The sequence below is a fragment of the Arthrobacter globiformis genome (assembly GCF_003261175.1).
In the GTDB taxonomy this organism is placed as follows: Bacteria; Actinomycetota; Actinomycetes; order Actinomycetales; family Micrococcaceae; genus Arthrobacter; species Arthrobacter globiformis_A.
Genome location: NZ_QLNP01000062.1, coordinates 1 through 23,156, shown reverse-complemented (window position 1 = coordinate 23,156; position 23,156 = coordinate 1). Strand labels below are relative to the sequence as shown.

The 23,156-nt window shown below is 66.3% G+C and carries 25 protein-coding genes; 15 read left to right on the top strand and 10 right to left on the bottom strand.

Features of this window, described 5'->3' with window-relative positions; genetic code table 11:
- Positions 1-93: 93 nt before the first annotated feature.
- The 5 genes from DBZ45_RS04355 to DBZ45_RS04335 all read left to right on the top strand — a co-directional run bounded on the left by DBZ45_RS04355 (position 94) and on the right by DBZ45_RS04335 (position 2,992).
- Positions 94-561: a hypothetical protein gene (locus tag DBZ45_RS04355; protein WP_111902727.1), complete on the top strand. Its 468-nt coding sequence runs from the start codon at positions 94-96 to the stop codon at positions 559-561.
- Positions 558-1,784, top strand: a complete 1,227-nt coding sequence (locus DBZ45_RS04350) for an Nramp family divalent metal transporter (RefSeq protein ID WP_111902726.1) — start codon at positions 558-560, stop codon at positions 1,782-1,784. The genes DBZ45_RS04355 and DBZ45_RS04350 overlap by 4 nt, the downstream gene beginning before the upstream one ends.
- Positions 1,781-2,221, top strand: coding sequence for a hypothetical protein (locus DBZ45_RS04345; RefSeq protein WP_111902725.1), 441 nt, complete (start codon positions 1,781-1,783; stop codon positions 2,219-2,221). Before DBZ45_RS04350 ends, DBZ45_RS04345 begins: the two co-directional genes overlap by 4 nt.
- A complete protein-coding gene (locus DBZ45_RS04340; protein ID WP_111902724.1) occupies positions 2,208-2,555 on the top strand; it encodes a PRC-barrel domain-containing protein in 348 nt (115 codons plus the stop codon). Before DBZ45_RS04345 ends, DBZ45_RS04340 begins: the two co-directional genes overlap by 14 nt.
- Positions 2,556-2,788: 233 nt before the next feature.
- Positions 2,789-2,992: a cold-shock protein gene (locus tag DBZ45_RS04335; RefSeq protein WP_003806113.1), complete on the top strand. Its 204-nt coding sequence runs from the start codon at positions 2,789-2,791 to the stop codon at positions 2,990-2,992.
- A gap of 127 nt (positions 2,993-3,119) precedes the next feature.
- Here DBZ45_RS04335 and DBZ45_RS23365 read toward each other — a convergent pair whose 3' ends face one another.
- Positions 3,120-4,964 (bottom strand): tetratricopeptide repeat protein, encoded by a 1,845-nt coding sequence (locus DBZ45_RS23365; RefSeq protein ID WP_262982844.1) that lies wholly within the window; start codon positions 4,962-4,964, stop codon positions 3,120-3,122.
- Between the two features lie 120 nt (positions 4,965-5,084).
- On the opposite strand from DBZ45_RS23365, the gene DBZ45_RS22880 reads away from it, so the two are divergent.
- Positions 5,085-5,252: a hypothetical protein gene (locus DBZ45_RS22880; RefSeq protein ID WP_190243006.1), complete on the top strand. Its 168-nt coding sequence runs from the start codon at positions 5,085-5,087 to the stop codon at positions 5,250-5,252.
- A 56-nt stretch (positions 5,253-5,308) separates the two neighbouring features.
- On the opposite strand, the gene DBZ45_RS04325 is transcribed toward DBZ45_RS22880, so the two are convergent.
- Together DBZ45_RS04325 and DBZ45_RS04320 are read right to left on the bottom strand one after the other, a co-directional pair.
- Positions 5,309-5,806, bottom strand: coding sequence for a hypothetical protein (locus DBZ45_RS04325; protein ID WP_223256917.1), 498 nt, complete (start codon positions 5,804-5,806; stop codon positions 5,309-5,311).
- Between the two features lie 243 nt (positions 5,807-6,049).
- On the bottom strand, positions 6,050-6,784 hold the full coding sequence (locus DBZ45_RS04320) for a FadR/GntR family transcriptional regulator (RefSeq protein ID WP_111902721.1): 735 nt from the start codon (positions 6,782-6,784) through the stop codon (positions 6,050-6,052).
- Positions 6,785-6,974: 190 nt separating this feature from the next.
- Between DBZ45_RS04320 and DBZ45_RS04315 the strand changes: the two genes are divergently transcribed.
- The 3 genes from DBZ45_RS04315 (at position 6,975) to DBZ45_RS04305 (ending at position 9,434) form a co-directional block, all read left to right on the top strand.
- On the top strand, positions 6,975-7,571 hold the full coding sequence (locus DBZ45_RS04315) for a gluconokinase (RefSeq protein ID WP_223256916.1): 597 nt from the start codon (positions 6,975-6,977) through the stop codon (positions 7,569-7,571).
- A gap of 68 nt (positions 7,572-7,639) precedes the next feature.
- Positions 7,640-9,043: a GntP family permease gene (locus DBZ45_RS04310; protein ID WP_111902720.1), complete on the top strand. Its 1,404-nt coding sequence runs from the start codon at positions 7,640-7,642 to the stop codon at positions 9,041-9,043.
- A gap of 115 nt (positions 9,044-9,158) precedes the next feature.
- A complete protein-coding gene (locus tag DBZ45_RS04305) occupies positions 9,159-9,434 on the top strand; it encodes a hypothetical protein (protein ID WP_111902719.1) in 276 nt (91 codons plus the stop codon).
- A gap of 4 nt (positions 9,435-9,438) precedes the next feature.
- Here the strand turns inward: DBZ45_RS04305 and DBZ45_RS04300 are convergent, their stop codons facing one another.
- The gene (locus DBZ45_RS04300) at positions 9,439-10,140 is read right to left on the bottom strand and encodes a type 1 glutamine amidotransferase domain-containing protein (RefSeq protein WP_111902718.1); all 702 of its coding nucleotides are present in this window, start codon (positions 10,138-10,140) and stop codon (positions 9,439-9,441) included.
- A gap of 40 nt (positions 10,141-10,180) precedes the next feature.
- Positions 10,181-11,500, bottom strand: a complete 1,320-nt coding sequence (locus DBZ45_RS04295; protein ID WP_111902717.1) for an SAM-dependent methyltransferase — start codon at positions 11,498-11,500, stop codon at positions 10,181-10,183.
- Positions 11,501-11,731: 231 nt separating this feature from the next.
- Between DBZ45_RS04295 and DBZ45_RS04290 the strand changes: the two genes are divergently transcribed.
- The 4 genes from DBZ45_RS04290 to DBZ45_RS04270 all read left to right on the top strand — a co-directional run bounded on the left by DBZ45_RS04290 (position 11,732) and on the right by DBZ45_RS04270 (position 15,256).
- A complete protein-coding gene (locus tag DBZ45_RS04290) occupies positions 11,732-12,199 on the top strand; it encodes a hypothetical protein (RefSeq protein ID WP_111902716.1) in 468 nt (155 codons plus the stop codon).
- Positions 12,200-12,431: 232 nt separating this feature from the next.
- Positions 12,432-12,899 (top strand): hypothetical protein, encoded by a 468-nt coding sequence (locus tag DBZ45_RS04285; protein ID WP_111902715.1) that lies wholly within the window; start codon positions 12,432-12,434, stop codon positions 12,897-12,899.
- A 118-nt stretch (positions 12,900-13,017) separates the two neighbouring features.
- Complete coding sequence (locus tag DBZ45_RS04280) at positions 13,018-14,658, top strand: alkaline phosphatase D family protein (RefSeq protein WP_111902714.1); 1,641 nt, start codon at positions 13,018-13,020, stop codon at positions 14,656-14,658.
- A gap of 325 nt (positions 14,659-14,983) precedes the next feature.
- Positions 14,984-15,256: a hypothetical protein gene (locus tag DBZ45_RS04270; protein WP_111902713.1), complete on the top strand. Its 273-nt coding sequence runs from the start codon at positions 14,984-14,986 to the stop codon at positions 15,254-15,256.
- Between the two features lie 141 nt (positions 15,257-15,397).
- On the opposite strand, the gene DBZ45_RS04265 is transcribed toward DBZ45_RS04270, so the two are convergent.
- Complete coding sequence (locus tag DBZ45_RS04265; RefSeq protein WP_111902712.1) at positions 15,398-15,661, bottom strand: cyclase; 264 nt, start codon at positions 15,659-15,661, stop codon at positions 15,398-15,400.
- A gap of 31 nt (positions 15,662-15,692) precedes the next feature.
- Positions 15,693-15,989, bottom strand: coding sequence for a hypothetical protein (locus DBZ45_RS04260; protein WP_111902711.1), 297 nt, complete (start codon positions 15,987-15,989; stop codon positions 15,693-15,695).
- Between the two features lie 239 nt (positions 15,990-16,228).
- Between DBZ45_RS04260 and DBZ45_RS04255 the strand changes: the two genes are divergently transcribed.
- Positions 16,229-17,248 carry a hypothetical protein gene (locus tag DBZ45_RS04255; RefSeq protein WP_111902710.1) on the top strand — a complete coding sequence of 340 codons (1,020 nt, stop codon included), beginning with the start codon at positions 16,229-16,231 and terminating at the stop codon, positions 17,246-17,248.
- Positions 17,249-17,408: 160 nt separating this feature from the next.
- The gene (locus DBZ45_RS04250; RefSeq protein WP_111902709.1) at positions 17,409-18,164 is read left to right on the top strand and encodes a ZIP family metal transporter; all 756 of its coding nucleotides are present in this window, start codon (positions 17,409-17,411) and stop codon (positions 18,162-18,164) included.
- Between the two features lie 81 nt (positions 18,165-18,245).
- Here the strand turns inward: DBZ45_RS04250 and DBZ45_RS04245 are convergent, their stop codons facing one another.
- From DBZ45_RS04245 to DBZ45_RS04235, 3 genes are all read right to left on the bottom strand, one after another.
- Entirely contained in the window at positions 18,246-20,594 is a 2,349-nt protein-coding gene (locus tag DBZ45_RS04245; RefSeq protein ID WP_111902708.1) for a multicopper oxidase domain-containing protein, read from the bottom strand.
- A gap of 179 nt (positions 20,595-20,773) precedes the next feature.
- On the bottom strand, positions 20,774-22,171 hold the full coding sequence (locus tag DBZ45_RS04240) for a GAF domain-containing serine/threonine-protein kinase (protein WP_111902707.1): 1,398 nt from the start codon (positions 22,169-22,171) through the stop codon (positions 20,774-20,776).
- A gap of 140 nt (positions 22,172-22,311) precedes the next feature.
- Positions 22,312-22,569, bottom strand: a complete 258-nt coding sequence (locus tag DBZ45_RS04235; protein ID WP_111902706.1) for a hypothetical protein — start codon at positions 22,567-22,569, stop codon at positions 22,312-22,314.
- Between the last annotated feature and the right edge of the window lie 587 nt (positions 22,570-23,156).

Below are 23,156 nucleotides of genomic sequence, written 5' to 3'. Positions count from 1 at the left end.
CAGTGCTATACCTAGCTCAAGGCAACTAAATGTGAGGCTGTCTGCAGTGCGGCGATTCGGACGATCCGGGCCTGCCCGGAGGCTGGAGGAAAGGTGCTGACCAGGCCAGCCGGAGCGCGGACGGGCCGCCGGGCACTCCTCGGCATTGCCTGTCTCGGGGCGCTCGCCGTCCTCACCTCCTGCTCAGGCACCCTCACGGACACCGTGTCCACCGCCGCCGAGGACAGCGCCTCTGCCATTGCCACAGCCAGGCTCGCCATCCGACAGGACGCGGACGGCAAGCTCACCCGCGCCGCCACTTCCACCGCTCTCGAGGACGCCCTCAAGGAACTGCAGACCAGCCGCGACACCGTCCTGCGGCTCTCACCTGCCTCCCCGAAGGACCGTCAGGTGCGGGAGGACGCGTTGAAGGTTCTGGACAGTTCCGCCGCCGGCCTCACCACCGCGCGGGACGCCGTGTTGTCCGACGACGGCGGGCCGTCCCTTTCGGACGGGAACCGGGCGCTCGCTGCGGCAGAGGACGCCCTGAGCGGGCTGAAGTCGAAAGTGGGCGGGAAATGAAGCGCCTGCTCGGCGTCGCCCTCGGCATCCTGACGGCCATCGGCGGCTTCGTGGACATCGGCGACCTGGTGACCAACGCCGTCGTCGGATCCCGGTTCGGACTGTCCCTCATCTGGGTGGTGGCGGTCGGCGTCGTGGGGATCTGCGTGTTCGCCAACATGTCCGGTCGGGTGGCGGCCGCCTCCGGCCGGGCCACCTTCGAGGTGATCCGCGAACGGCTGGGGCCGCGGGCCGGACTGGCGAACCTCTCCGCCTCCTTCCTCATCAACCTGATGACGGTCACAGCGGAAATCGGCGGCATCGCACTGGCCCTGCAGCTGGCCAGCAGCGTCAATTACCTGCTCTGGATTCCGCTGGCGGCGGTGGCGGTATGGCTGGTGATCTGGCGGGTCAAGTTCTCCATCATGGAAAACGTCACCGGGCTCCTTGGCCTGACCCTGATCGTGTTCGCCGTGGCACTGTTCCTGCTCAAGCCGGACTGGGGCAACCTGGCCAGCCAGGCCATCCCCGCCGTTCCGGCCGAGGAAACCGGCGCCACCTACTGGTACTTCGCCATCGCCCTGTTCGGCGCCGCGATGACACCGTACGAGGTGTTCTTCTTCTCCTCCGGCGCTGTGGAGGAAGGGTGGAAAATCAAGGACCTGATCCAGTCGCGGATCAACGTCCTGGTGGGGTTCCCGCTCGGCGGGCTGCTGTCCGTCGCGATCGCCGGGTGCGCCGCCGTCGTGCTCCTTCCGGCCGGAATCTCCGTCACGTCCCTCTCCCAGGTGATCCTTCCGGTGGCGGAGGGTGCCGGGAAACTGGGGCTCGCCGTCGTCCTTCTTGGCATTGTGGCCGCGACGTTCGGCGCCGCGCTGGAGACGACGCTGTCCAGCGGCTACACACTGGCGCAGTTCTTTGGCTGGTCCTGGGGCAAGTTCCGTGCACCGGCGCAGGCGGCACGGTTCCATCTGGCCATGATCATATGCCTGCTGGTGGGCCTCGGGGTGCTGGCCACGGGCGTGGACCCAGTGCTCGTCACCGAATACTCCGTGGTGTTCTCCGCAGTTGCGCTGCCGCTGACATACCTGCCCATCCTGATTGTGGCCAATGACCCCCAATACATGGGAAGGCACGTCAACGGCCGCGGCGTGAATGTGGTGGCCATGATCTACCTCGTGGTGATCCTCGTGGCCTCGCTGGCGGCCATCCCGCTGATGATCGTGACAGGAGCCGGCGCATGAAGACGCCCCGCCCGCTGGGCCCTGGTCCCTTGGCCCCGGTTCCTCCGGTTGCCGGGCAGACACTGGACGCCCAGCTCCACCTGCTGGACCGCCAGGTCCTGGACAGCGACGGCGTTCCCGTCACTACCGTCGACGACCTCGAACTCGGCGCCCCCGAGGGCGAACCTGAGACTCCTATGGGGACGGTGATCCCGCCAGGAACACCGGCCCCGGTTCTCACCGCACTGCTCACCGGCCCCGTGCTGGGGACACGCATCTTTGGCGGCAGGCCGCCGTCGTCCCGGCTGATCCGGGTCCCGTGGACGGACGTTGCCGACGTCGGCGTGGTGGTCCGGCTCGGTGTCAGCGGCCAGGGACTGGACGCCGACTGGGTGGAGCGCTGGATCCGCGACAAGATTATCGCCCGGATTCCGGGAGGCCGCCGTGATCCTCGGTGATCTCTTGGGTACTCCGGTGCATGACGACGACGGCGTGCGGCTTGGGCGCGTGGCCGACGCCCGGTTCGTGGTGGACGGCGCCCCGCACCGGCTGATGGCCGACGCCCGGCTGCTTGGCCTGGTGGTCAGCCCGCACAGTTGGTCGTCGTTCATGGGCTACGAGCGGAACAGCCTCACGCAGCCGTGGCCGCTGCCTCAGCTGCTGCGGTGGCGGCACCGCGGATCCTTTTTTGTGATGTGGGAGGACATTGCGGTGCTCGGCGACCGGTCCGTCCGGCTGCGTCCCGGATACACGGCGTACAGCCCGGCGCTGGACAGGAAAGGGCAGGAGTAGATCGCAGCTGCTCCTCCCGTGATGAGGGTCTCAATTGCTTGATGCTGCAAGTTTGTCGTCGGGCCGGGTAAATGTCCTGTAGAGTTGACTTCGTTGTTGTGTTTGCATTGTGTAGTTCAGGCAGTACGCGCGGTCGAAAGTCCGCGTTCTTCTGAAGTAGCGGTTTTGAACACCCCACACCGGAGGACCCGAAAGTCGGGACAGTTCCTCCACCTTCACGAAGGACAAAAATAATGGCTACTGGTACCGTCAAATGGTTTAACGCTGAAAAGGGCTTCGGCTTCATCTCCCCGGACGACTCCTCGCAGGACGTTTTCGCGCACTACTCCGCGATCAACTCCTCCGGCTTCCGCTCCCTCGAAGAGAACCAGAAGGTCTCCTTCGAAACCGAGCAGGGCCCCAAGGGTCCCCAGGCCGTAAACATCCAGGCTATCTAATTTCTTAGATAACCGGGACCGTTAGGTTTCGAGCAGGGCCCGTCTTCGGACGGGCCCTGCTTTTGTTAACCCGGGTGTGCTGGAACGCTGTGCCCCAACCTTCGGCGCAGGTGAACAGCGGCGAGCGTCAGAGCTGGCCGCGGGCTGCCAGGAATGAGGTTAGCGCAGGGTTGTCGATCTCCTTCGCCAGCCAGGGGACGGCCTGGGCCGCCGCCTCGTCGCCGAGGACGGCGCGGTGGGACTGCGCCCGCACCACGAACTCGCGCATCCCGCTCCGGCTGGCGAGCGCCCCGAGTCGCTCAACCACTTCGACGGCGCGTTCAGACTTTGCCGCGATGGCCACCTCCGCCGCAACGTCCAGCAGCCGGGCCGAATACCAGAGGTACCAGGGCTTGGGCTCCATTCCTCGGTCCACCCAGTGCTGTGCCGCGGCAAGGTCGCCGTGCGCCAGGAACAGACGCGCTTCGGCCCCTGCCGCGAGGGCCATGTAGCAGTGGTCCCCGGCCAGGTCTGCCATCACCCAGGAGCGGTCGATCATTTCCGCCGCAGCCTCGAGGTCTCCCGCTGCCAGGTAGGTTTCGCCGCGTACCCCGGCCACAAACGGCTCGAACGCTGTCCAGTGCTCGGCGAGGATCCACCCCAGTGCGCGGTCCAGGGCCTCGGCCGCCGGTTCCAGCTCCCCGCGCAGCAGCCACACGCGGCCCAGGAGCGCGCTGCTGAACGCCAGCTGCCGGCGGTTCCGCGCTTCCCGGGCCAGCCTGACGGACGCGGTCAGCGCCTCCACCGCGTCGCCATAACGTGCGGTGTCCGACGCCAGCATTCCCTGGATCGCCAGCACCCGGGCCTGCTCGTCAGTGAATCCCGCGGCGGCCACGGCGGCCCGCTCCAGCCAGCCCGCCGCCCGGTCCGGAACGCCGCGCTGGACGGACAGGTACCCCAGCTCGCGGTAGGCAGCCGCCGCAGTGGGGGACGCGCCGTCGTACTTTTCCGACGGCGCCGCCGCCGACGGCGCACCCGCCGCCGGGGCCTCGGCTGACAGCGCCCGGTGCAGGAAATCCGCCACCTCCGCACCCCGGCCACCGGCCTGATGGATCATCGCCCCGGCGAGCGTGACCAGCGACTCGGCGAGCAGGTGCCGGTCGGGGGTGCGCTGGGCCAGGACGACGGCGAGCCGCAGCTGATCCAGCCCCCGGTCCACGGCTCCGGCCGAGAGAGAGGCGCCGCCGGCGTCGAGATAGGACCGGACCGTCGTTACGGTGGCGGGAATCCCAGGGTCGGCCTCCGGGGCCGCACCCGACAGTGCGCTGCGGATTTCCGGCGGCAGCGGCAGGGCCAGCTCGTCGCGGTAAAGGTCGGCGCACTTGGCCACGTGCTCGCGGGCATGCCGGTGCTCACCGACCGCCACCAGCGCCCGGACCAGCACGGCGTTGCAGTCGGTGTGGAACGGGTCCCGCTGCAGCGCACGCGTGGCCAGCTCCGCCGCCTCGCGGGGATCACCGGAGGCCAGCGCTGACACTGAGGACTCGTAGAGCAGTGACTGAGCACAGTTCTCCAGCCGGTAGCGCTGGTCCGCCAGCCAGGAATCGAACACCGGGCAATCGGCAAAGGACAGGCCCTCCAGCAGCTGGCCATCCAGGCTGTGCGGGTCGGGGCGGGGGATGGCGCCCGCCCCGACGAGTTCGACGGCGTCGCAACGCCACGGGGGCTGCAGCGCCAGCCGCAGCGGATCGCCGTCGAGCGTTACACCTGCGAGCGTCCGCCGCAGCTCGGAGAGGTTCCAGCGCAGGGCGCCGAGGGGATCGGCGGCGTCGGGAAACAGCAGCATGGCTAGCCGCGACCGTCCGGCTCCGTCCGGCTGGAGCGCAAGGTAGGCCAGCACAGCCCAGGCCTTGCGGCCCCTGGGCTGCGGGGGAGAGGGGCCAGTGGACTCGATCGCCGGCGGACCGAGGAGCCGAATGGTGCTATCGGCCATACGCGCCATTTTAGCCCCGGCCTTCCGCGGAGTCAGCGGGCGTTCACACGCTTGCTCACACGCGGGCCGCGGACACTGAACTCACCCCATCCGCACACAACCACTCGAGGCACAAACACCATGGCACTGCTCGTTATCCTGCTTCTCACCGGACTTTGGGTTGTCACCGCCACCGTCCGCTCCGTCCTCACGGACGGCCGGGGACACCATCCGCGGGTCCGTTCCCATGAGTCGTGGAGCGCGGGAGACCTGCCCAGCATGCCCTACTCCAGCGCCCGGCTCTGGTAGAGCGAAAGTACGACGGCGGGAGGCCGGCAAACTGCCGGCCTCCCGCCAGTCTTGGGCTACTTCTTCGGGCACTTGAGGTCCGGGTTGTAGGCCGCGAACATGCCGTCGGGATTGTCCCGCCAAACCCAGGCGTGCAGGGCGAAAGTCCCGGGGAACGGGCCATTCTCGAATTTCAGGCCTGCGATCCCAGGCCTCGTCTTGGCTGTGGAGAGGAACTCGACGGCCACCAGCTTGTACCGGCCGTCCTTGTTGGGCGTGTACACCAGCACTTCGGGCTTGCGGGCATCGGTCTTGCCATCGATCAGTGAGTTCTTGGCGTAATGGAATCCCATCGCTCCAACACCCGGCTTGTCCACGCATTCGGACGCCTTCTTGTAACCGTCCTCCATCGCTTCTTCCAGCGAACGGTAGTCCTCGGTGACATCCTTCAGTGTCCTGACCAGCTTGCGCTGCTGCGAGGTCAGCTTCGAGTCATGGTCGTCGTCATCATTTGCGGAGCTCCCGTAGGCGGCGCCGGGCGCAAGTCCCGCGGCCAATCCAGCAGCCGCGGCCATGGAGATCAATCCTGTTTTGCTGCGATACAACATTTCTCTTCTCAACCCTCTGAGACCGGTGTTCCATTTCGGTAAGGGCAGGAAGCAGCGGACCGAGCAGGCCCACCTTCCCCAAATGTCGGCAGCCCGATGGGCCAGCCGGTGAATTATCCGCTCGCGTGCACTGCACATGGAAGATTCGAGCGGCGTTAAGATTATGCTCCTCGCCCTGAGCGGGGCGCCAGAGAAAATAATTCAGCAGGCCTAGTGCAGCCCCATCGCTTCGCGCACCTCGTCGAGGATGTGGTGCACGGCTCGCTCCGCTGCCGTGGCGTCCCCGGCAGCAACCGCGGCAGCTGCTTCCTCATGCGCGTCGAGCGCCTCGGGCCGCGGCTTGAACGGCATGAGCCCCTGGTGGGTGCGGCTGGTGAGCACTTCGGCCACCATCCCTTCGAGGGATGAGAACATCTCGTTGCCGCAGCTCTTCAGCAGCAGGCGGTGGTAGGCGATGTCCGCCTCCAGGAAGCCCTCCAGTTCTCCTGCTTCGCCCAGCCGCCGCAGGTCCGCTGCCAGCGCCACCAGCTGGCTGCGTTCCGCGGCGCTGGCCCGGCGCGCGGCACCCGCCGCCGCAATGGGTTCGACGGCGATGCGCAGCTCAGTGAGGCTGGCGTACTGTTGCGCCCGGCGATCGGATGCGAGGCGCCACCGCACCAGTTTGGGGTCGTAGACGTTCCACAGCTCCGAACTCTGCACCACGATGCCCACCCGCCGGCGTGAGTAGACCAGGTTCATCGACTCAAGGACCTTCATGGTGTCCCGAGCCACCGTCCGGGACACGCCGTATTCCTGCTGCAGGCCTTCAAGGGTCAGGCGGCTTCCCGGCGCCAGGGCGCCGGACGCGATAGCCACGCCGACGGCGTCAAGGACGCGTTCGTGCATGGCGGGTGACAACCCGCCGTCGTACGCGTTATCCGCGCGGTCTTCTGTCGCCGTCGACATGGTCCTGCCTTTCCTCTGCGCTGAGGCGCTCCTCCAGAGTACCGGAAGAAGACGGCAAAGGTATGACCTGTGACACGCAAAGATAGTATCTTTCGGTCCAATTGGTGATACCTTATGTCCAGCGCAGTTCGAGTCGGGCTGCAGATTGAGCTTCTTCCACAAGCCAAAGACGTCTTCTTCGGAGGTAAACATGCAGTATCCAGCCACGCATCTGGTGGTGATGGGCGTTGCCGGTTCGGGCAAGTCCACGATCGCCGCGGCCCTGTCCAAGCACCTCGGCTGGGCAAGCGCGGAGGCGGACGAGTTCCACCCGCAGTCCAACATCGACAAGATGAGCCAGGGAATTCCGCTGCAGGACGAGGACCGCTGGCCTTGGCTGCAGCAGATCCAGAACTGGATGACGGGGCAGGCGCGCGCCGGCCAAAGCACGGTGCTCACCTGCTCTGCGCTCAAGCAGAGCTACCGCAAGCTGTTGGCCGAAGCCGAAGGCCGCGTGCTCTTCATCCACCTGCACGGCGACGCCGAACTGCTCAGCCAGCGGATGCAGGGACGCGAGGGCCACTTCATGCCGCCCACGCTCCTGCCCAGCCAGTTGGCCACCCTGGAACCGCTGACCGCTGATGAGCTCGGGGCCGGAAGCCTCCGCCTCGACATCACCCGCTCGCCGGAGGAACTCATCGCCGCCATCCTGGCCGCGCTGCGGCTCCCGGCGAACGGGCTCTCCTCCAGCCAGGAGCTCCCGGCAAACCAGGAGCTCCCCTCCGACCAGGCGCACGGCGCCACGTAACTGCACCACCGGTTGCCGCCCATAGGCGCGGCACCCACCCCCCAAGAAATCTGCTTCAAAGGAGAACCATGACCATCGAAGGATGGACACAAACGCTGGGCGCAGGACCGCTGCTGCTCATCGCGGCCGTCGCGATCGGCGTCCTGCTGTTCCTGATCATCAGGCTGCGCATGCACGCGCTGCTGGCACTGATCCTGGTCAGCCTCGCCACGGCCTTCGCCACCGGAATCCCCGCCAACCAGGTGGTCCCGGTGCTGATCAACGGCTTCGGGACGACCCTCGGAACCGTGGCCCTGCTCGTCGGCCTGGGCGCCATGCTCGGCCGCATCGTGGAAACCAGCGGCGGCGCGAAGGTGCTGGCCGACTACATGATCGGCATCTTCGGTGAGAAGCGCGCCCCGTTCGCGCTGGGCCTGGCCTCCCTGATCTTCGGCTTCCCCATCTTCTTCGACGCCGGCCTGGTGGTCATGCTTCCGGTGGTCTTCGCCGTGGCCCACCGGCTGGGCGGGGGAGTGCTGCGCTACGGCCTCCCCGCGGCCGGCGCGTTCTCCGTGATGCACATCTACCTGCCGCCGCACCCGGGCCCGGTCTCGGCGTCGGCCTTCTTTGAAGCGAACATCGGTCTGGTGACCATCGCCGGCCTCATCACTGCGATCCCCACCTGGTACCTCACCGCCTACCTGTACGGCCTGTGGACCGGCAAGAAACTGCACCTCCCGGTTCCGGAACTCCTCGGCCACGCCACCGCCGACGCCGAATCCCACCCGCCGCGCTTCCGCACCATCATGGGCCTGCTGCTCCTGCCCCTGCTCTTCATCTTCATTAACACCGGCCTGAACACCCTGGCCTCCTCCGGCGTGCTGCCCGCATCCGTCAAGACCGAACAGTGGTTCCAGATCCTGCGCACTCTGGGCGAGACCCCGGTGGCGCTGCTCATCACGGTCTTCGTGGCGATGTTCGTCCTCGGTTCCCGCCGCGGAATCCACAACGGCGTCATCGAGAACCTGCTCGAAACCTCGCTGGGCCCGGTCTGTTCGGTCATCCTCATCACCGGCGCCGGCGGCATGTTCGGCGGCGTGCTGCGCACCTCGGGCATCGGCGACGCCCTGGCCGACGTCCTGGGCAACATGGGCATCCCCCTCATCCTGGCCGGCTTCCTGATCTCGTCCATCCTGCGCATCGCCCAGGGCTCCGCCACCGTGGCCCTCACCACCACCGCCGGCCTCATCGCGCCGGGCGTCGCGGCCGCCGGAATGAACGGCATGCAGGTGGCCGCCCTGGTCATTGCCTGTGCTGCCGGTTCCGTCGTCGCCTCGCACGTGAACGACGCCGGCTTCTGGATGGTGGGACGCTTCTTCGGCATGGACGTCAAGACCACGCTGAAGACCTGGACCGTCATGGAAACCCTGATCGGCGTGATGGGCTTCGGCATCTCCGCCGCCATCTTCGCCGTGGCCGGGCTGGCGGGTTAGCTTCACTTTCTCAAGTACGACGGCGGGAGGCCGGCAGATCTGCCGGCCTCCCGCCGTCGTACTTATGTATCAGAGTGCGGGAGACTGGAACTCCTCGACAAGAAGGCGGACCACCTTGATCACTCTGCAGCAGGATGCCGAAGGCTTCATCCGGATGAACCGGCACTTCCCGGAGAGCATCCGCGTCTCCGTCACGTTTTCCGACGGCACAGTGGAGGAGGTCTCCGGTAAGCGGCTCAACCAGGCATACGACGTTGCCCTGGCCGAGTTCCGCGCACAAAACCACCTGGACGCGAAGGGCTTCTCGCGTCACCAGAAGAGCCGGACCAACCCCGGAAACAAAGTCGACTTCGTGCGCGTCCAGCCCGGCATGGGAACTGCAGCCGGCTGAAACCCTACTCCGCGAGGGCCTTGATGACCTCCTTGGCCACGTCCTCGCTGGACTGCGGGTTCTGGCCGCTGATCAGGTTGCCCTCGCGCACCACGTGGCTTGCCCAGTCCGGGCCGGTCTCCACGTTGGCGCCCTTCTCCCGCAGCGCCGTCTCCACGAACCACGGCGTGTTTTCACCGGTGCCGCCGCCCAGTTCCTCCGAGTTGGCGAACACCGTGACTTTGCGGCCCGCGAAGGCGAAAGCGCCGTCGTCGGCCGTGGCGCTGAGCAGGCCCGCCGGCCCGTGGCAGAAGGGGGCGATGATCTTGCCGACGCCGTCGGCCTCCACGAGGATCCGGCCGAGATCCTTGTCCTGGAAGAGGTCCGCCATGGGGCCGTGGCCGCCCGGCAGCACGACGGCGTCGTACCCGGACATGTCGACGTCGGCCAGCACCAGCGGTGCGAAGAGGTCGACGTCGATCATCTCCAGATAGGTGCGGAAGTCCTCCGCCCGCTCCTCGCTGCCCACCGTGTCCGCCTGCAGGCTGAGCTTGTCCACGGTGGGCTTGACGCCGCCGGGGGTGGCGAAGTCCACGTTGTGTCCGGCTTGCTGCAGGGTCCGGTGTGCCACCACCAGCTCCTCGGCCCAGAATCCGGTGGGGTGCTGGCTGCCATCCTTCATGGTCAGCGAATCGGCCGCCGAGACGACCATCAGAATGTTAGCCATTGTCCTTGCTCCTTATGTGGGTTTCTTGGTTTCGGCAGGCTTAACCAGCAGTCCATTCCCTCAGCCGCAGGGGCGGTTCCTGGCCGCCCCGCTTCTGCACCAGCACCTGGTTCACACCGGTCAGGCCGTCTTCGAAGCCGAGCGCGCTGGCCGCCATGTATAGCCGCCAGATGCGGGCGCGGCCGTCCGTTGTGAGCCGCACGGCCTCGTCCCAGTTCTCCTCCAGGTTTTTGACCCATGCGCGCAGCGTCAGGGCGTAGTGCCGGCGGAGGGCCTCGACATCGAGCACTTCGAAGCCGCCGCCCTCCAGCGCCGTCATCACCTCCGAGAGGCTGAGCATCTGGCCGTCGGGGAAGACGTAGCGGGGGATGAAGGAATCGGGATCGTCTTCCGTGGGCCCGGCGTTCCAGGAGATGGCGTGGTTGAGCATGCGGCCGCCCGGGCGGAGCAGGCTATGGAGTTGCGAGACGTAGCGATCCAGTTGCTCGCGGCCGACGTGCTCGGACATGCCGATGGAGCTGATCGCGTCGTACGGGCCGTCGTCGATGTCGCGGTAGTCCTGGACGCGGATCTCCACTCGATCCGTAAGCCCGGCTTCGGCGACCCGTTTGCGGACCAGCTCGGCCTGTTCGGTGGAGATGGTGATTCCAACAACGGTGACGCCGTACCGCTCGGCGGCGTGCAGGGCGAAGCTGCCCCAGCCGCAGCCGACGTCCAGCAGGCGCTGGCCCGGCTGCAGGCTCAGCTTGCGGCAGACCAGATCGAGCTTCTCCTCCTGGGCTTCTTCCAGGCTCTTGCTTTCATCGGACCAGACGGCGCAGGAATACACCATTGACGGGCCCAGGACCAGCCGGTAGAAGTCGTTGCCGACGTCGTAGTGGTGTGAGATCGCGGCGGCATCCCGCGTCTTCGAGTGCCTGCGGCCGTGCTTTTCCACCTTCGCTTCCTCCGGCGGGGGAGCGGGGTTGGGGCCCAGCGCCCCGAGCCGGATGCCGGTTTTCAGCAGCGTCCAGAGTTCCCGCGGCGCCGGCGGCCTGAACGGGCCTGGTTCGGCGAACTTGCCGGCGGAACTCAGCGCCGCGAACGCCTCGAAGATGTCGCCGTGTGCCGTGATTTCGCCGGCGACGTACGCCCGGCTCAGCCCGAGTTGCCCCGGAGACCAGAGGATCCGCCGCAGCGCCCGGCGGGACGTGAACTCAATCAGGGGCGCATCAGGGGGACCGGCTTCCGAGCCATCCCAGGCCCGTAGCCGGACCGGTATCTGGTCGGCGTCCGATTCTCCCGTGCCTAACGCCCCGGTGCCGAGGACGACGGCCAATGCCCTGGCCAGCTTTGGTGCCGCTCCGGTCGTCTTTGCCATAGTCGTCGCCTCTCATCCCGTGCCCCAGCCTCGCGGTCTGCCCCATTGCAGTCCCGTGGGATTAAGCTACACAAGCCTGCCTGCGCCCGACAGGGAGACAGACCTGTCTCGCTTGGTCCGGCGCCTGGTTTGGGCGGAGCAGAGCTGCCTCAACATCTCGACTCTGGACCGGCACCCCGGCCGGTGGGATCCTGACTGCAAGTACCGTCGGAGAGGGAGGTTGATACCGCCATGGACGACTCGCCGGAGACGCGCCAACGGCTGTCCGACCGCATCGAAGAGAAACAGTCCGCACTCCACTCCTACCTGGAACGGCTGCGGCCGCGCCGGCACAAGCTGACGGAATTCAGCGTGGTCGGGAGTGTGCTGGCGGCCGTGCTCACAGCCGGTCCAGCCTTCGGGGGCACAGGCTTTACGGCCTCGGTCCAAGGTATGTTTTCCCTGGACGACGCGTCCGTGGTGTGGCGGGTCCTTTGCCTGGGAGCGGTGATTCTGTCCGTCGGGGCGGGGCTCGCCACAAATGTCGCCAATTCCCAGGCCATGGCCGAAAAAGTCACCGCAGCGGAGACGGCAATCGCGCAGTTGGAAGGGCTGCAGCTGTCTCTGGGGTTCGGCCACATCGCCATCGACGAGGCAGCGATGCTGTACAAGCAATACGCCTCCCACGTCTCATTCGTGGACGAGGTACCTTCACGCTGACGGGCACCGGCGGCAGCCACGCAGCAGTCGCGGTCGTCGAATAAACCGCCCGTTCTCCCGATCCATCCCTTCTATGGCCGCGGCCTTTCTGAGACTGCGGCGCAACTCTGGTTGAAGCTTGGCTGTTCGGCGTCCCCGGCGTGGGCCGGAGCCGCCGAGTCTGGACCCGATGTGACTGCGGTGGGATCCTGATCCAAAACGTCGACGGGGGGAGAAAGGCTGTAGCCAGACCATGGACGAATCCGCGGATACGCGTCAACGGCTGTCCAACCGCATAGACCAGAAGCAGCAGGCCATCCGCTCCTACCTCGGACGGGAACGGCCGCGACGGAACAGGCTCTCCAACATCAGCATCGTGGGCAGCGCCCTGGCAGCCATGCTCACGGCCGGCCCCGCAGTGGGTGGAACGGGATTTACCGAGTCGATCCAGGGGATCTTTTCCCTGGGCGACGACTCCGTTGTTTGGCGGTTCCTCTGTCTGGCGGCAGTGATTCTCTCGGTCGCCGCCGCGCTGGCCACGAACTTCGCGAACTCCCGGGCTCTGGGCGAGAAGGTCAGTGCGGCCGAGAGCGCCAACGCCCAGCTCGACGGGCTACAGCTGTCCCTGACCTTCGGCAACCTGGCCGTGGCCGACGCCCTCAAGCTCTACCAGCAAGCCGTAGCGCCGGTGGCGTTCGTGGACGAGGTCCCGTCCCGCTGAGCTGCTGTTCACTGACGAACGACGGCGGGTGGCAGGCTTAGTCCTGCGGCACTCCGTCACCGCCGCTCTCAGTGGGGTTCACCCCGCCGTCGCTAGCCTGTAACCCGGCCCGTCAAGCATGGGCCTCATGACTGCTCCTTCCCGCCGTAACGTCCTCAAAGGTGCCATCGCCGCTGCCGGTGCCGCCGCCGTCGCCCCTTCGCTGGTGGTCCCGGCGCACGCCGCCCGTCCTGCCGCGGTGCCCCTGGTTCGCAACCGCCTGACCCTGCCGTCCGGCATTTCCACCGGAGACGTCACCACCAACTCGGGCGTCCTGTGGTCCCGCGCGTCAGGCGTAGGCCGGCTGGTGGCAAACCTGCTGGCCGTGGATGCGGACGGGTCCGCGCTCCGCGGGAGCCGCGCCTTCAGCCGCGTGCTGCGCGGCACCACTGCCAGCGATGCCACCGACTTCACCTCGAAGATCCACGCACGTGACCTGCCGTCGGGCACCCGCTTCGCGCTCACCATGCACTTCGAGGACCCGGACGGCAACGCGGGCGAGACCGCCCGCGGCTCATTCAGCACTCCGCCGGGCTCTAAGGCCAACAGTCCCTGGTCCCGCAGCGGTGGAACGAAGCGCGGCCAGAGCTTCGTCTGGACCGGCGACACGGCCGGCCAGGGGTGGGGCATCAACGAGGACATCGGCGGCATGCGCGGGTACGCCGCCATGCTCGCCACCAGGCCGGACTTCTTCATCCACTCAGGCGACACCATCTACGCTGACGGCCCCATCGCCGCCCAGGTCACCGAGCCCGACGGACAGATCTGGCGCAACCTCGTCACGGAAGAGGTCTCCAAGGTGGCCGAAACCCTTGAGGAGTACCGCGGCCGGCACCGCTACAACATGATGGACAAGAACATCCGAGCCCTCTACGCCCAGGTCCCGGTCATCGCGCAGTGGGACGACCACGAGACCCACAACAACTGGTACCCCGGGCAGATCCTCACCGACGCCCGCTACACCGAGCGCCGCGTGGACGTCCTCGCCGCCCGCGGCCGCCAGGCATGGCAGGAATATCAGCCCATCGCCCAGCTCAGTGACGGGAGCACCGGCTTCGAACCGGCGCGTATCTACCGCAAGATCACCCGCGGCCCGCAGCTGGACGTCTTCTGCCTGGACATGCGGACCTTCAAGGACCCCAACACGGACGGCAAGGAAACGAACCTCACCCACATCCTTGGCCAGGAGCAGGCCGACTGGCTCATCCGCGAGGTCAGCAAGTCCAAGGCAACGTGGAAGGTGATTTCCGCGGACCTGCCGCTCGGCATCATCGTCCCGGACGGCCCCACCGCGCAGGAATCCCTTTCAAACCGCGACGCCGGTGCCCCCTTGGGCAAGGAACTCGAGATCGCGCGGGTGCTGTCCGCGTTCAAGCGCAACCGGGTTAAAAACGTCGTCTGGCTCACCGCGGACGTGCACTACTGCGCCGCCCACCACTACTCGCCCGAGCGCGCCGCCTTCCAGGACTTCGACCCCTTCTGGGAGTTCGTCGGCGGTCCCATCAACGCCGGCAGTTTCGGCCCCAACCACATGGACGGCACCTTCGGCCCGGAAGTGGTGTTCTCCCGGGCGGGCGCCTACGCGGGCGAGTCCCCGCGCAGCGGCGAAAGCCAGTACTTCGGCCACGTGGATCTCGGCGCGGACGACGTCTTTTCCGTTACCCTCCGCAACGCGAATGGCACGGTGCTCTTCCGCAAGGACCTGAACCCGGAGCGCTAGGCCCGCTCCGACGGCGGCGCCCGGTTCAGTGGACGGTAACCTCGGGCTGCCCTGAGGTGCCGGAAGGCTGGTCCTTGATCTGCCCGGCCTGCCGCATTGCGTCCATCGTTTCCTCGACCGTCCGGAGCACCGTGGTTTCGAATGAGCCCAGCGCTCCGCCTTCGCTGATTGCCAGTGCTACCTCTTGTCCTTTCGTTCGCCGTCGGAAGCGGGATTTGTCCAGAACGGCAGGCGGCCCTGCGGCCAGCAACGGCGGAATTTTCTCGCCAGCGGCCCGGTGGTTCAGATGGTAGTCACCCGGCCCGTCCGGTGGGACGATTCAACTATGAGCGAGTTTTTTCCGGATCATGGGCCGCACCTGCACGCGCATGCGGCACCCACCACCCAGCAGATGCGCACCGTTGGCCAGCGCCGGCGGGATGCGGAAGAGAAACTGGAACAGCACCTTCAGGAAGCCCGACACAAGGACCAGCCGCTGGACGATGAGCCGGTCACGCAGGCGGCAACTCTGACGTTCGACGGCCAGGGCGCTGCCGGTGAGGAGAACGACGGCGGATTGGGGACCACCGAGGGTGTGGATCCGAACCCGGGGCGCTAGTCCTGCCCGCACCCTAACCTCGCAAGCTCGGGCCAGGGAGCCCTGCCGGCGTGGGCCCAAGCTCAACCATCACGACGGCGGGTGGCCGGCTAACGTAGCCGGCCACCCGCCGTCGGGGTTTCCTGATACCCCGGAACGGCGCTACTCGAAGTACTCGATCCGCGGTTCGCCCTGGACACCGGCGCGCTGCATCGCGTCCTTCAAGTCCGGGCGGGCAAAGAATGCCCTTGCCGTCTCCACAGTGTCGAAGTGGTGGATGACCAGGACATTGTCCGGATCATCAGCCATACGGTGGACCGACTGCTGGGTGACTCCGCCGTCATTCTGCATGTCGGCGACGGAATCGTAGACCTCGCGCCATGCGTCGTAGTCGGCAACACGGTGAAGGACTAGTGAAACGGCCATGATGCTTCTCCTTTGAAGCGATGGATTACGACTAGGATTCCGGCCCTGCGGTCAGGAAATTGTGGACCTCGAAGAAGCTGATTTCCGGCTTCTCCTTCATGCCCACCTCAGCCATGAACGGCTCGGTTTTCTCCCGGGTGAACGCCTCGAAGGCCTCCCGGCTCTGCCAGGTGTCCACTACGCGGATGCCACTTTCCGTGGCGGCCACCCAGTGAGTCAGGCCGCCCGGGGCGCCTGGCCCGCCCTTTGTGAAGCCCATTTTTTCGATGACTTGGTCGTACTGCTCAAGCGTTGCTCCGGGAATGTCCAGGATGACGGCGACAGGCATGATGTACTCCTAATACTTGCGGAATCACCTGAGGCGGCCCAGGATTGGACCGCCCAAGGCCGTGGTACTCCCGCCCGGTGAAGGTGTCAACTGTCTTTTCATTGGCCGAATGATGCACGTCACATTTTCAGCAGGGAACGTAATCCGGCATCCCCTCTGCAAGAATAACGAAGTCATGTGCGGGAGGTCACAAGCAACGGCGCTTGGGGCCTCCCGTGCAATGCCCTGGGGAGGCAAGGATGTCAGGAATCAGTTTTACGGCCATCGACTTCGAGACGGCCAACAGCCACCGCGGCTCTGCATGCGCCGTCGGCCTGGTGAAGGTTCGGGACGGGCACATCGTGGACACGGCGTCGTGGCTCATCAAGCCGCCGCCCGGCATCGATGACTTTGATCCCGTCCACGTGGAGCTCCACGGCATCGCCGAACCGGACGTCCAAGACGCCGCCGACTGGGAGATGTCCCTCGAGGGCATTCTGCAGTTCGTCTCCGAGGATCCGATCGTGGCTTTCGATGCCGCCTACGCCGCCTCCGTGATGCGCAAAACCACCGAGCACCAGAATCTGGACCTGCCGGCCAAGGACTTCTACTGCGCGCTGCACCTCGCGGAAGATCACCTGGCCCTGCCGCGGCACCGCCTCAGCGACGTGCTGGCCGCGCTGGACCTTCCGCCCGTTGAGCGTCACGAGCCGCGGGCACACGCACTGGCCTGCGCCCGGATCGTCCTCGCCATCGCTGCCCGCCGCGGCTTCACCACTCTGGCCGAGGTCTGGGAGGGGCCGACGACGGCGATCGGCAAGCGCCGCCGTGGCCGGCGCGTCCGCACCGACTCTGACCCGGAAACTGAAACGCCCGACGGCGGCCCGCACCTGATTGCCGACAACGGCGGCACTGCTGAAACCGGCAGCGCAGACCTGCTGCAGCTGAGCCGGACCGAGCCTGAGCTCCCCGACTTTGAGCGCCTCAACTTTGAGCGCTCTGACATTGAGTGCCCCGACTTTGACCGCATTGAGCCGAGCGCCACCGGCAAACCGAGGGCCGCGAAGCGCGCATTCCGCGCCGCAGCGGGGCTGGTCCTGTTCGCGCTGGGCGTGGCGGCCGCCGTCGGGCTCGCCTACCTCACAGGACTCACCATCCGGTACGTCGCCGCTGGCCAGGCCGTCACAGCTGCACTGACACTCGCCGCAGCCGCGGCCGCCATGTGGGCGATCTGGGCAAGCATCACCCGCGGCTGGCACCGGCTCCGGCCCGGCAACTGACCGCCGCTAACTGACCTGCCCCTTCTCCGGCCTGCCGCCACGGGTTCGCACTTCGCGTCTGCGAGAATGCTCGTGGACCGGGGCGGGCGTACCTGAACAAGGCCGTCTCCACAGCCAACGAAGCTCATCGAGGCCTCACGGCCGGGGAAGGCGGACATCCATGCCCATGTGGGCCCAGGCGCTGTTTTGGGGAACTCTGGCCGGCGGAGCGCTGGTCCTCGGCTCGGGACTGTCCTGGAAATGGAACATCCCCGCCAAGCTTGTCTCCTCGATCATGGCATTCGGCGCCGGCGTGCTCATCTCCGCGCTGGCGTTCGAACTCGTGGACGAGGCTGTGCAGGGCGGGGGACTCTGGCCCACGGTCCTCGGCTTCCTCGCCGGCGCGGTGGTCTATGTCAGCGCCAACGCGCTGCTGGCCCGCTCCGGGGCCAAGCACCGGAAACGCTCCAAGGACCAGCAGCCTTCCGAGAAGGACGACCCGGGCAGCGGCACGGCCATCGCCGTCGGGGCACTCCTGGACGGCATTCCGGAATCGGTGGTCCTCGGCCTGGGCCTCATCACGGCAGGTACCGTGAGCCCGGCTATGCTCGCCGCCGTCTTCATCTCGAACGTCCCAGAAGGGCTGTCCAGCACGGCAGGCATGAAGAAGGCGGGCCGCAGCGCCAAGTACGTCTTCGGCGTATGGGGCGGCATTGCCCTGCTGTGCGGGCTCGCGTCGCTGATCGGTTACGCGGCGCTCGAGACCGCGCCCGACAGCATGGTCGCCTTCATCACCGCCGTCGCCGCGGGCGGAATCCTCGCCATGCTCGCGGACACGATGATCCCCGAGGCCTTCGAGGAGCACCACAACCTCACCGGCCTGGTGGCCGCAGTGGGCTTCCTCTCCGCCTTCACCATCCACCACGTGGGCGGCTAGCTGGTGACCCCGACGACGGGTGGCCGGCGACGCTGGCGTCCACCCGCCGTCGAGCTTTAACGGCCGGTCCGAACGGACCGGTCAGGCAGCCGTGACCGTGACAGTCCTGGTAGCGAGAACCTCCGATGTGATCCAGTGCAGGAAATCGATGCTGATGGTGTACTTCCCGGCAGCAGGAGGACGCAGCAGGAAGTCGAACTTCTCGGCGGCGCCGGACTTGATGATGTTGGTCAGGAGCGGCTGGCCGGCTACGGAAGGTTGTACGGCCGGGCCTGTGGGGCTGGGGGTGGTCCAGAAGGGCCGGCCGTCGTGGGCGACCAGTTCGGCGATCTTGGCGGGCCTGCCGGCCGCGTCCGTGATCCGTGTCAGGGTGGGGAAGTAGTCGACGTTCACCATGCGCACCAGCGTCGGGTACTTGCCGTTCCGCACGACGTTGGCGCGCATCTGGGAGATGGCCCAGACGATGTCGTCGCCCCTTGGCCGGTTGGGGATGTTGCCGCCCAGGAGGAAGAAGTGCCTCGGCTCGAAGCGGTTCAGCCCCGCGTCCTCGCCGTTGAGCCCCGCGGCATGGTTCAGTTCGTGCCACCGCGGATCGATTGAGTAGGGCGCGATCATGGTTTCCGTGGCGATGTCGTACAGCTGGCCCTCAAATGAATGACGGCGAGTACCGGCAGGCGCCGGCTTAGCGGGATTGGGCGCTGGGTCGACGACGATTGCCCCGAACATGCCCATCTGGACGTGCAGCGGCGTGTTGACGTGGCAGTGGTAGAAGTAGGTGCCCGCCGAGCCGCGGTTGGGATTGCCCGCTTCGGCGACGTCCGGCCGCCACTGGTAGGTGTAGTGCCCTGTGACCTCGAATGAGGTGTGGCCCACGCCGTCGTTGCGCGGGTCTGGCTCAATGCCGTGCCAGTGGACGGTGTGGACCCGCTTGCTGGGCTTGATGGTGGACTGGAACAGCTGGCCCTCCTGCATCCGGACGGTTGTTCCGGGGATCTGGCGGCCGAAGTCGTTGCCTTCAAAGCTCCACATTTCGTGCTCGGACCCGTCAGGGAACTCGAACTTTCTGTTGAAGAAGTCCAGCTCCAGGGAGACGCCAGGCCTCAGCGGAAATTCCGTCTCCGGGCTGCCTTCGTGGGGCTGGTCCGAAGCGAAGTCCACCTGGCTCCGGAACGTGTGGTGCGAACCGGCAGCGGTCGGGGGCGTCCCCTGATCCGGCACAGGCTGAGCCGCAAGCACCCAGTCGGCCAGGAGGCCGCCGGGGTACAGTCCGCCGCGTGCCGTCTGTGACGGTTCTGCGTGGCAGTGCATGGGGTACGTCCAGTCCTCCGTTCGCGCGTTCCATACCTGGTCGATCACCTCCGGCGGCCTCCGGACCGGAAGCATTGCCTCCTTCCGTTCAAGTGGCTGCAGCTGGATGGTGTCCTCCCACTGCTGGAGAACCACGTCGCCCTGGGGCGACACCCGCCCGTTGGACCGGGGGAAGTCGATGCCGTTGGCGCGGACGGTCCATACATGGTTGCCGTGGTAGTGCAGCTGGTGGTCCGCGATGCCGGCGTTGAGCATCCGCATGAGGTGGCCGGTGCGGATGGCCCCGGCCGATGGGTTGGCGCTGAAGTTGCGCACGTCTGTCTCCCGGGGGTGGCCGGAGGGCAGGGTGTCCTCTTTCCGCCTGCTGTTGAATTCCGTGTCGGTGGTGAGTGCCAGCGACTGGAATCCTGAGTAGCCGTTGATGGTGAAGTAGTCGGGCACCGCCGGGGTGGCAACTGGGTCGACCCTCTGCCCCTTCGAGGCGATCCGGGCCCAGTTGGAGTCGACGTCGTGGCACAGCCACAGCCACTGGCGTTCGAACTCCGCCTTGCCCGGGGCAAGCCGCCACGCGTTGCGGGGATCGATCACCACCAGGGCTCCGTACAGGCCGAGGGTCCGTTCCACAGGCTGGTTGCCCGGATCGGTGTACAGGTAGGTCCCGGGCAAAGGCGCCGGAAACCGCAGCAGCTTCGATTTCCCCGGCGCGACCGGTCCGGATCCGACGTCGGCCCCGCCGGCCCCGGCACGGTGGAACCGCATCTCATGTGGCTGTGCGAGGTTGTTGTGCAGCATGATCTCGATGGTGCTGCCGCTCTCCGCTATCAACGTCCGGGGCGGAAAGAAGCTGGCCCAGTAGCCCTGCCGGGCAAGGAACTGCCGGGGGAATGCCGGGTCCGGCCGGAGCGGCGAGGGCCTCCCATGCGGCGGCACCGGAGCGCCCAGCGGATAAGTCCGGCTGACCACCACCCTTCCGTTCGCGGTGATGACTCTCGGGCTTATTGCCAACGCCGGGTTCGGCTCGTTCAGTGCGGTGCGGCGATCCCCGAAGCCTCGGTGGTAGACCAGCGACCCGTCCACCATGGGAACGAATCCGTCATTGATGTGAATGTCAAGAATAGCCACGCCCGACCTCCCAGGTTGCTGGGGACGGAGGTTAAGCTGAAGTGCAAGTCCATGGTCGCCCCCAATTGCGCTTTCAGACTGCCCCCATGGTTGTGGCTGGAGCTTAGGGAAAGCTTGGGACCGCCATCGACAAGGCGCATGTCCTCACATAGGCCGCCCGGGCGGCGCTGTTGGTGCCCCTAATGGACGGCGCCGGTATCCAGCTGTGCGGGCAGCCCTGCGGCCGCCTCAAGCCGCAGCTCTAGGTCGGTCATGACCACCGCGGCCAGGTCCCGCAGGTTTGCACGGTCCTCCTCGGTCATGGCGCGGGGTTCGAAGTCCAGGATGCAGAGGGTGCCCAAGTTGTAGCCGTTCCGGGTCCTGAGGGGAGCGCCGGCGTAGAACTTCAGGCCGAACTCCCCAGCGACCAGCGGATTGAGCAGCGTCCGGGGGTCCTCCGGTGCATTCTCCACCACCCACAGATCGTCCTGCAGGATCGCCGACGCGCACAGGCCCGGATCCCTGCTGATCTGCTCCACGTCCAGGCCGTGGTGGGACTTGAACCAGATCCGGTCTTGATCCACGATCGACACGATGGCCACCGGCACCGAGAACAGCCTGGCAGCCAGCGCGGTGACTGTGTCGAAGGCGCCGTCCGGGGGAGTGTCGAGGATACCGTAGCTGTGCACGGCCTGCATCCTGGCTTCCTCGTCGGCGGGGACGACGGTGGCGTCCACCTTGTGCTTTCCGCGGCTGCTCAAAGAAAGCTCATACAGGGCTTGGCTCACCTCGGTGGTGGACGGCCTGTCCTCCGGATTACGTGCCGTCATGGCCGCCAGGAGGAGCCGCCACTCAGGCTCCATGTCCTCCGGGATATGGGGGTCGTCAATCAGGCGGGCAAGGGCGCTCTGCAACGGGTCGCCGGGAAACGCCTGCTGCCCTGTCAGGCTCTCGAGCAGCACCAGGCCCAGGGAGTAAACATCGCTGGGTGGGCCAACGGGCTCGGCCTTCGCCTGCTCCGGGCTGAGGTAACCAGCGGTGCCGAGGAATCCGCCGTCGTTCAGGTCCGGCGCGTCAGCCATCAGCGCGATGCCAAAATCCGTCAGCTTGGCGTGCATGCGGGCGGTGTCGTGCTGGTAGTCGAAGACCAGGATGTTGCCGGGCTTGACGTCCCGGTGGACCACGCCGCTTTCATGGATGTACGCGAGGGCGTCTGCCACGTCGTAGCCAATTTCAGCCGTGTGCCGGGCAGAGAGCGGTCCTTCGGCCAGGCGGCGCTTGAGATCCGGGCCTTCCACCAGTTCCATGACCAGGTAGATGCGGGTGCGGCCGGGCTCTTCCCTGTCCACGCCGGCGTCAAGGAGCGTGATGAGGCTGTGGTGGTTCAGGGTCGCCAGGACTTTGACTTCGGCGTCCTCGTCACGTGCTGTTTCATGGGCGGTGTTGCTTTTGTTGATGACCTTGAGCGCTACTTCGCGCTCAAGGGACAGGTCGACGGCCCGGTACACATTGGCCATGGCTCCGGAACCGATCTGTTCCACCACCCGGTACCTTTCGCCGATGACTGCGCCTTCTGCAATGCCGGGTTGTACGGCCATGAGGTACCTTGATTTCCCGCCTGGCCCCGGGGCCGGCGATATTCGTGCGTTGAAGCGCTGCGACAGCAGTGTGCGCCGGATACATAGTTTTTGGATACACAGAAAGAGCCGATTTGCATCGGCTCTTTCTGTGGTCCGGCCTAAATGAGGCTGGGGGCGCTTGCCAGTATGTAGTCCGCGGCTGCGGGACCAGTCATGGCCAATTCGCAGTTCTCCGGATCGATGCCGCGCTCCCTAAGCGCTGTGAACAGGGAGTCGGGGGCGGCCGGCTGCAACTGGTGGATGAGGCACCAGCTGGTGTAGAGGCCATAGAGTTCGTCGGGCCCGAAGACTGTGTCCGTTTCCCGCTCAGTGGTGAGTGCCTCGGCGATAAATTGGTCAAACTGGGTGGCATCCATTTTTGGCTCCTCTAGGACATGCACATTGATCCGCCGTTTCTGCTTCAGCGATAAACGGATCTCCGCCCATGGGGCCAGCGATCTATCTGAAACCTATGCGAGACAGACTGTTCTGTCTAGTTGAGCGAGTAACGCGCAGACCAATCTCCAGGGAAACTCCTACTGGCGGGTACGGCGTCCCCGGCGCTCCGTCCGAGTCCCTGAAAGCGCCGGCGCGCTGCGGCTCTGTGCTTGTATGCGTGCGTCCCAGCGCCTGATGCGTGCCGTCCTGGCGTCGATTTGCACGTGCCCCGGCGGCCGTGTAAAGTCTTTCGAGTCGCCGCCGATGAAGCGGAAAAATAGCGACCGACCCCCTTTCTAACAGCCTGAAAAATGGCGCACTCAACAGTGTGCCGCGGACGGGCGGGGACCTCCCTGCAAGCGAAAATCGCGGAAACGCCGATTTGCAAAGCTTCGGCAGGGCGGGTAAGTTTGAAAAGTTGCTCCGGAGCGATCCTGAACGTTGGTTTGGGTGGTGCCGGGTGTGTCTGTTGTTTGAGAACTCAATAGTGTGCCAAGTTTGTTGATACCGATTTTTTATTAAATTG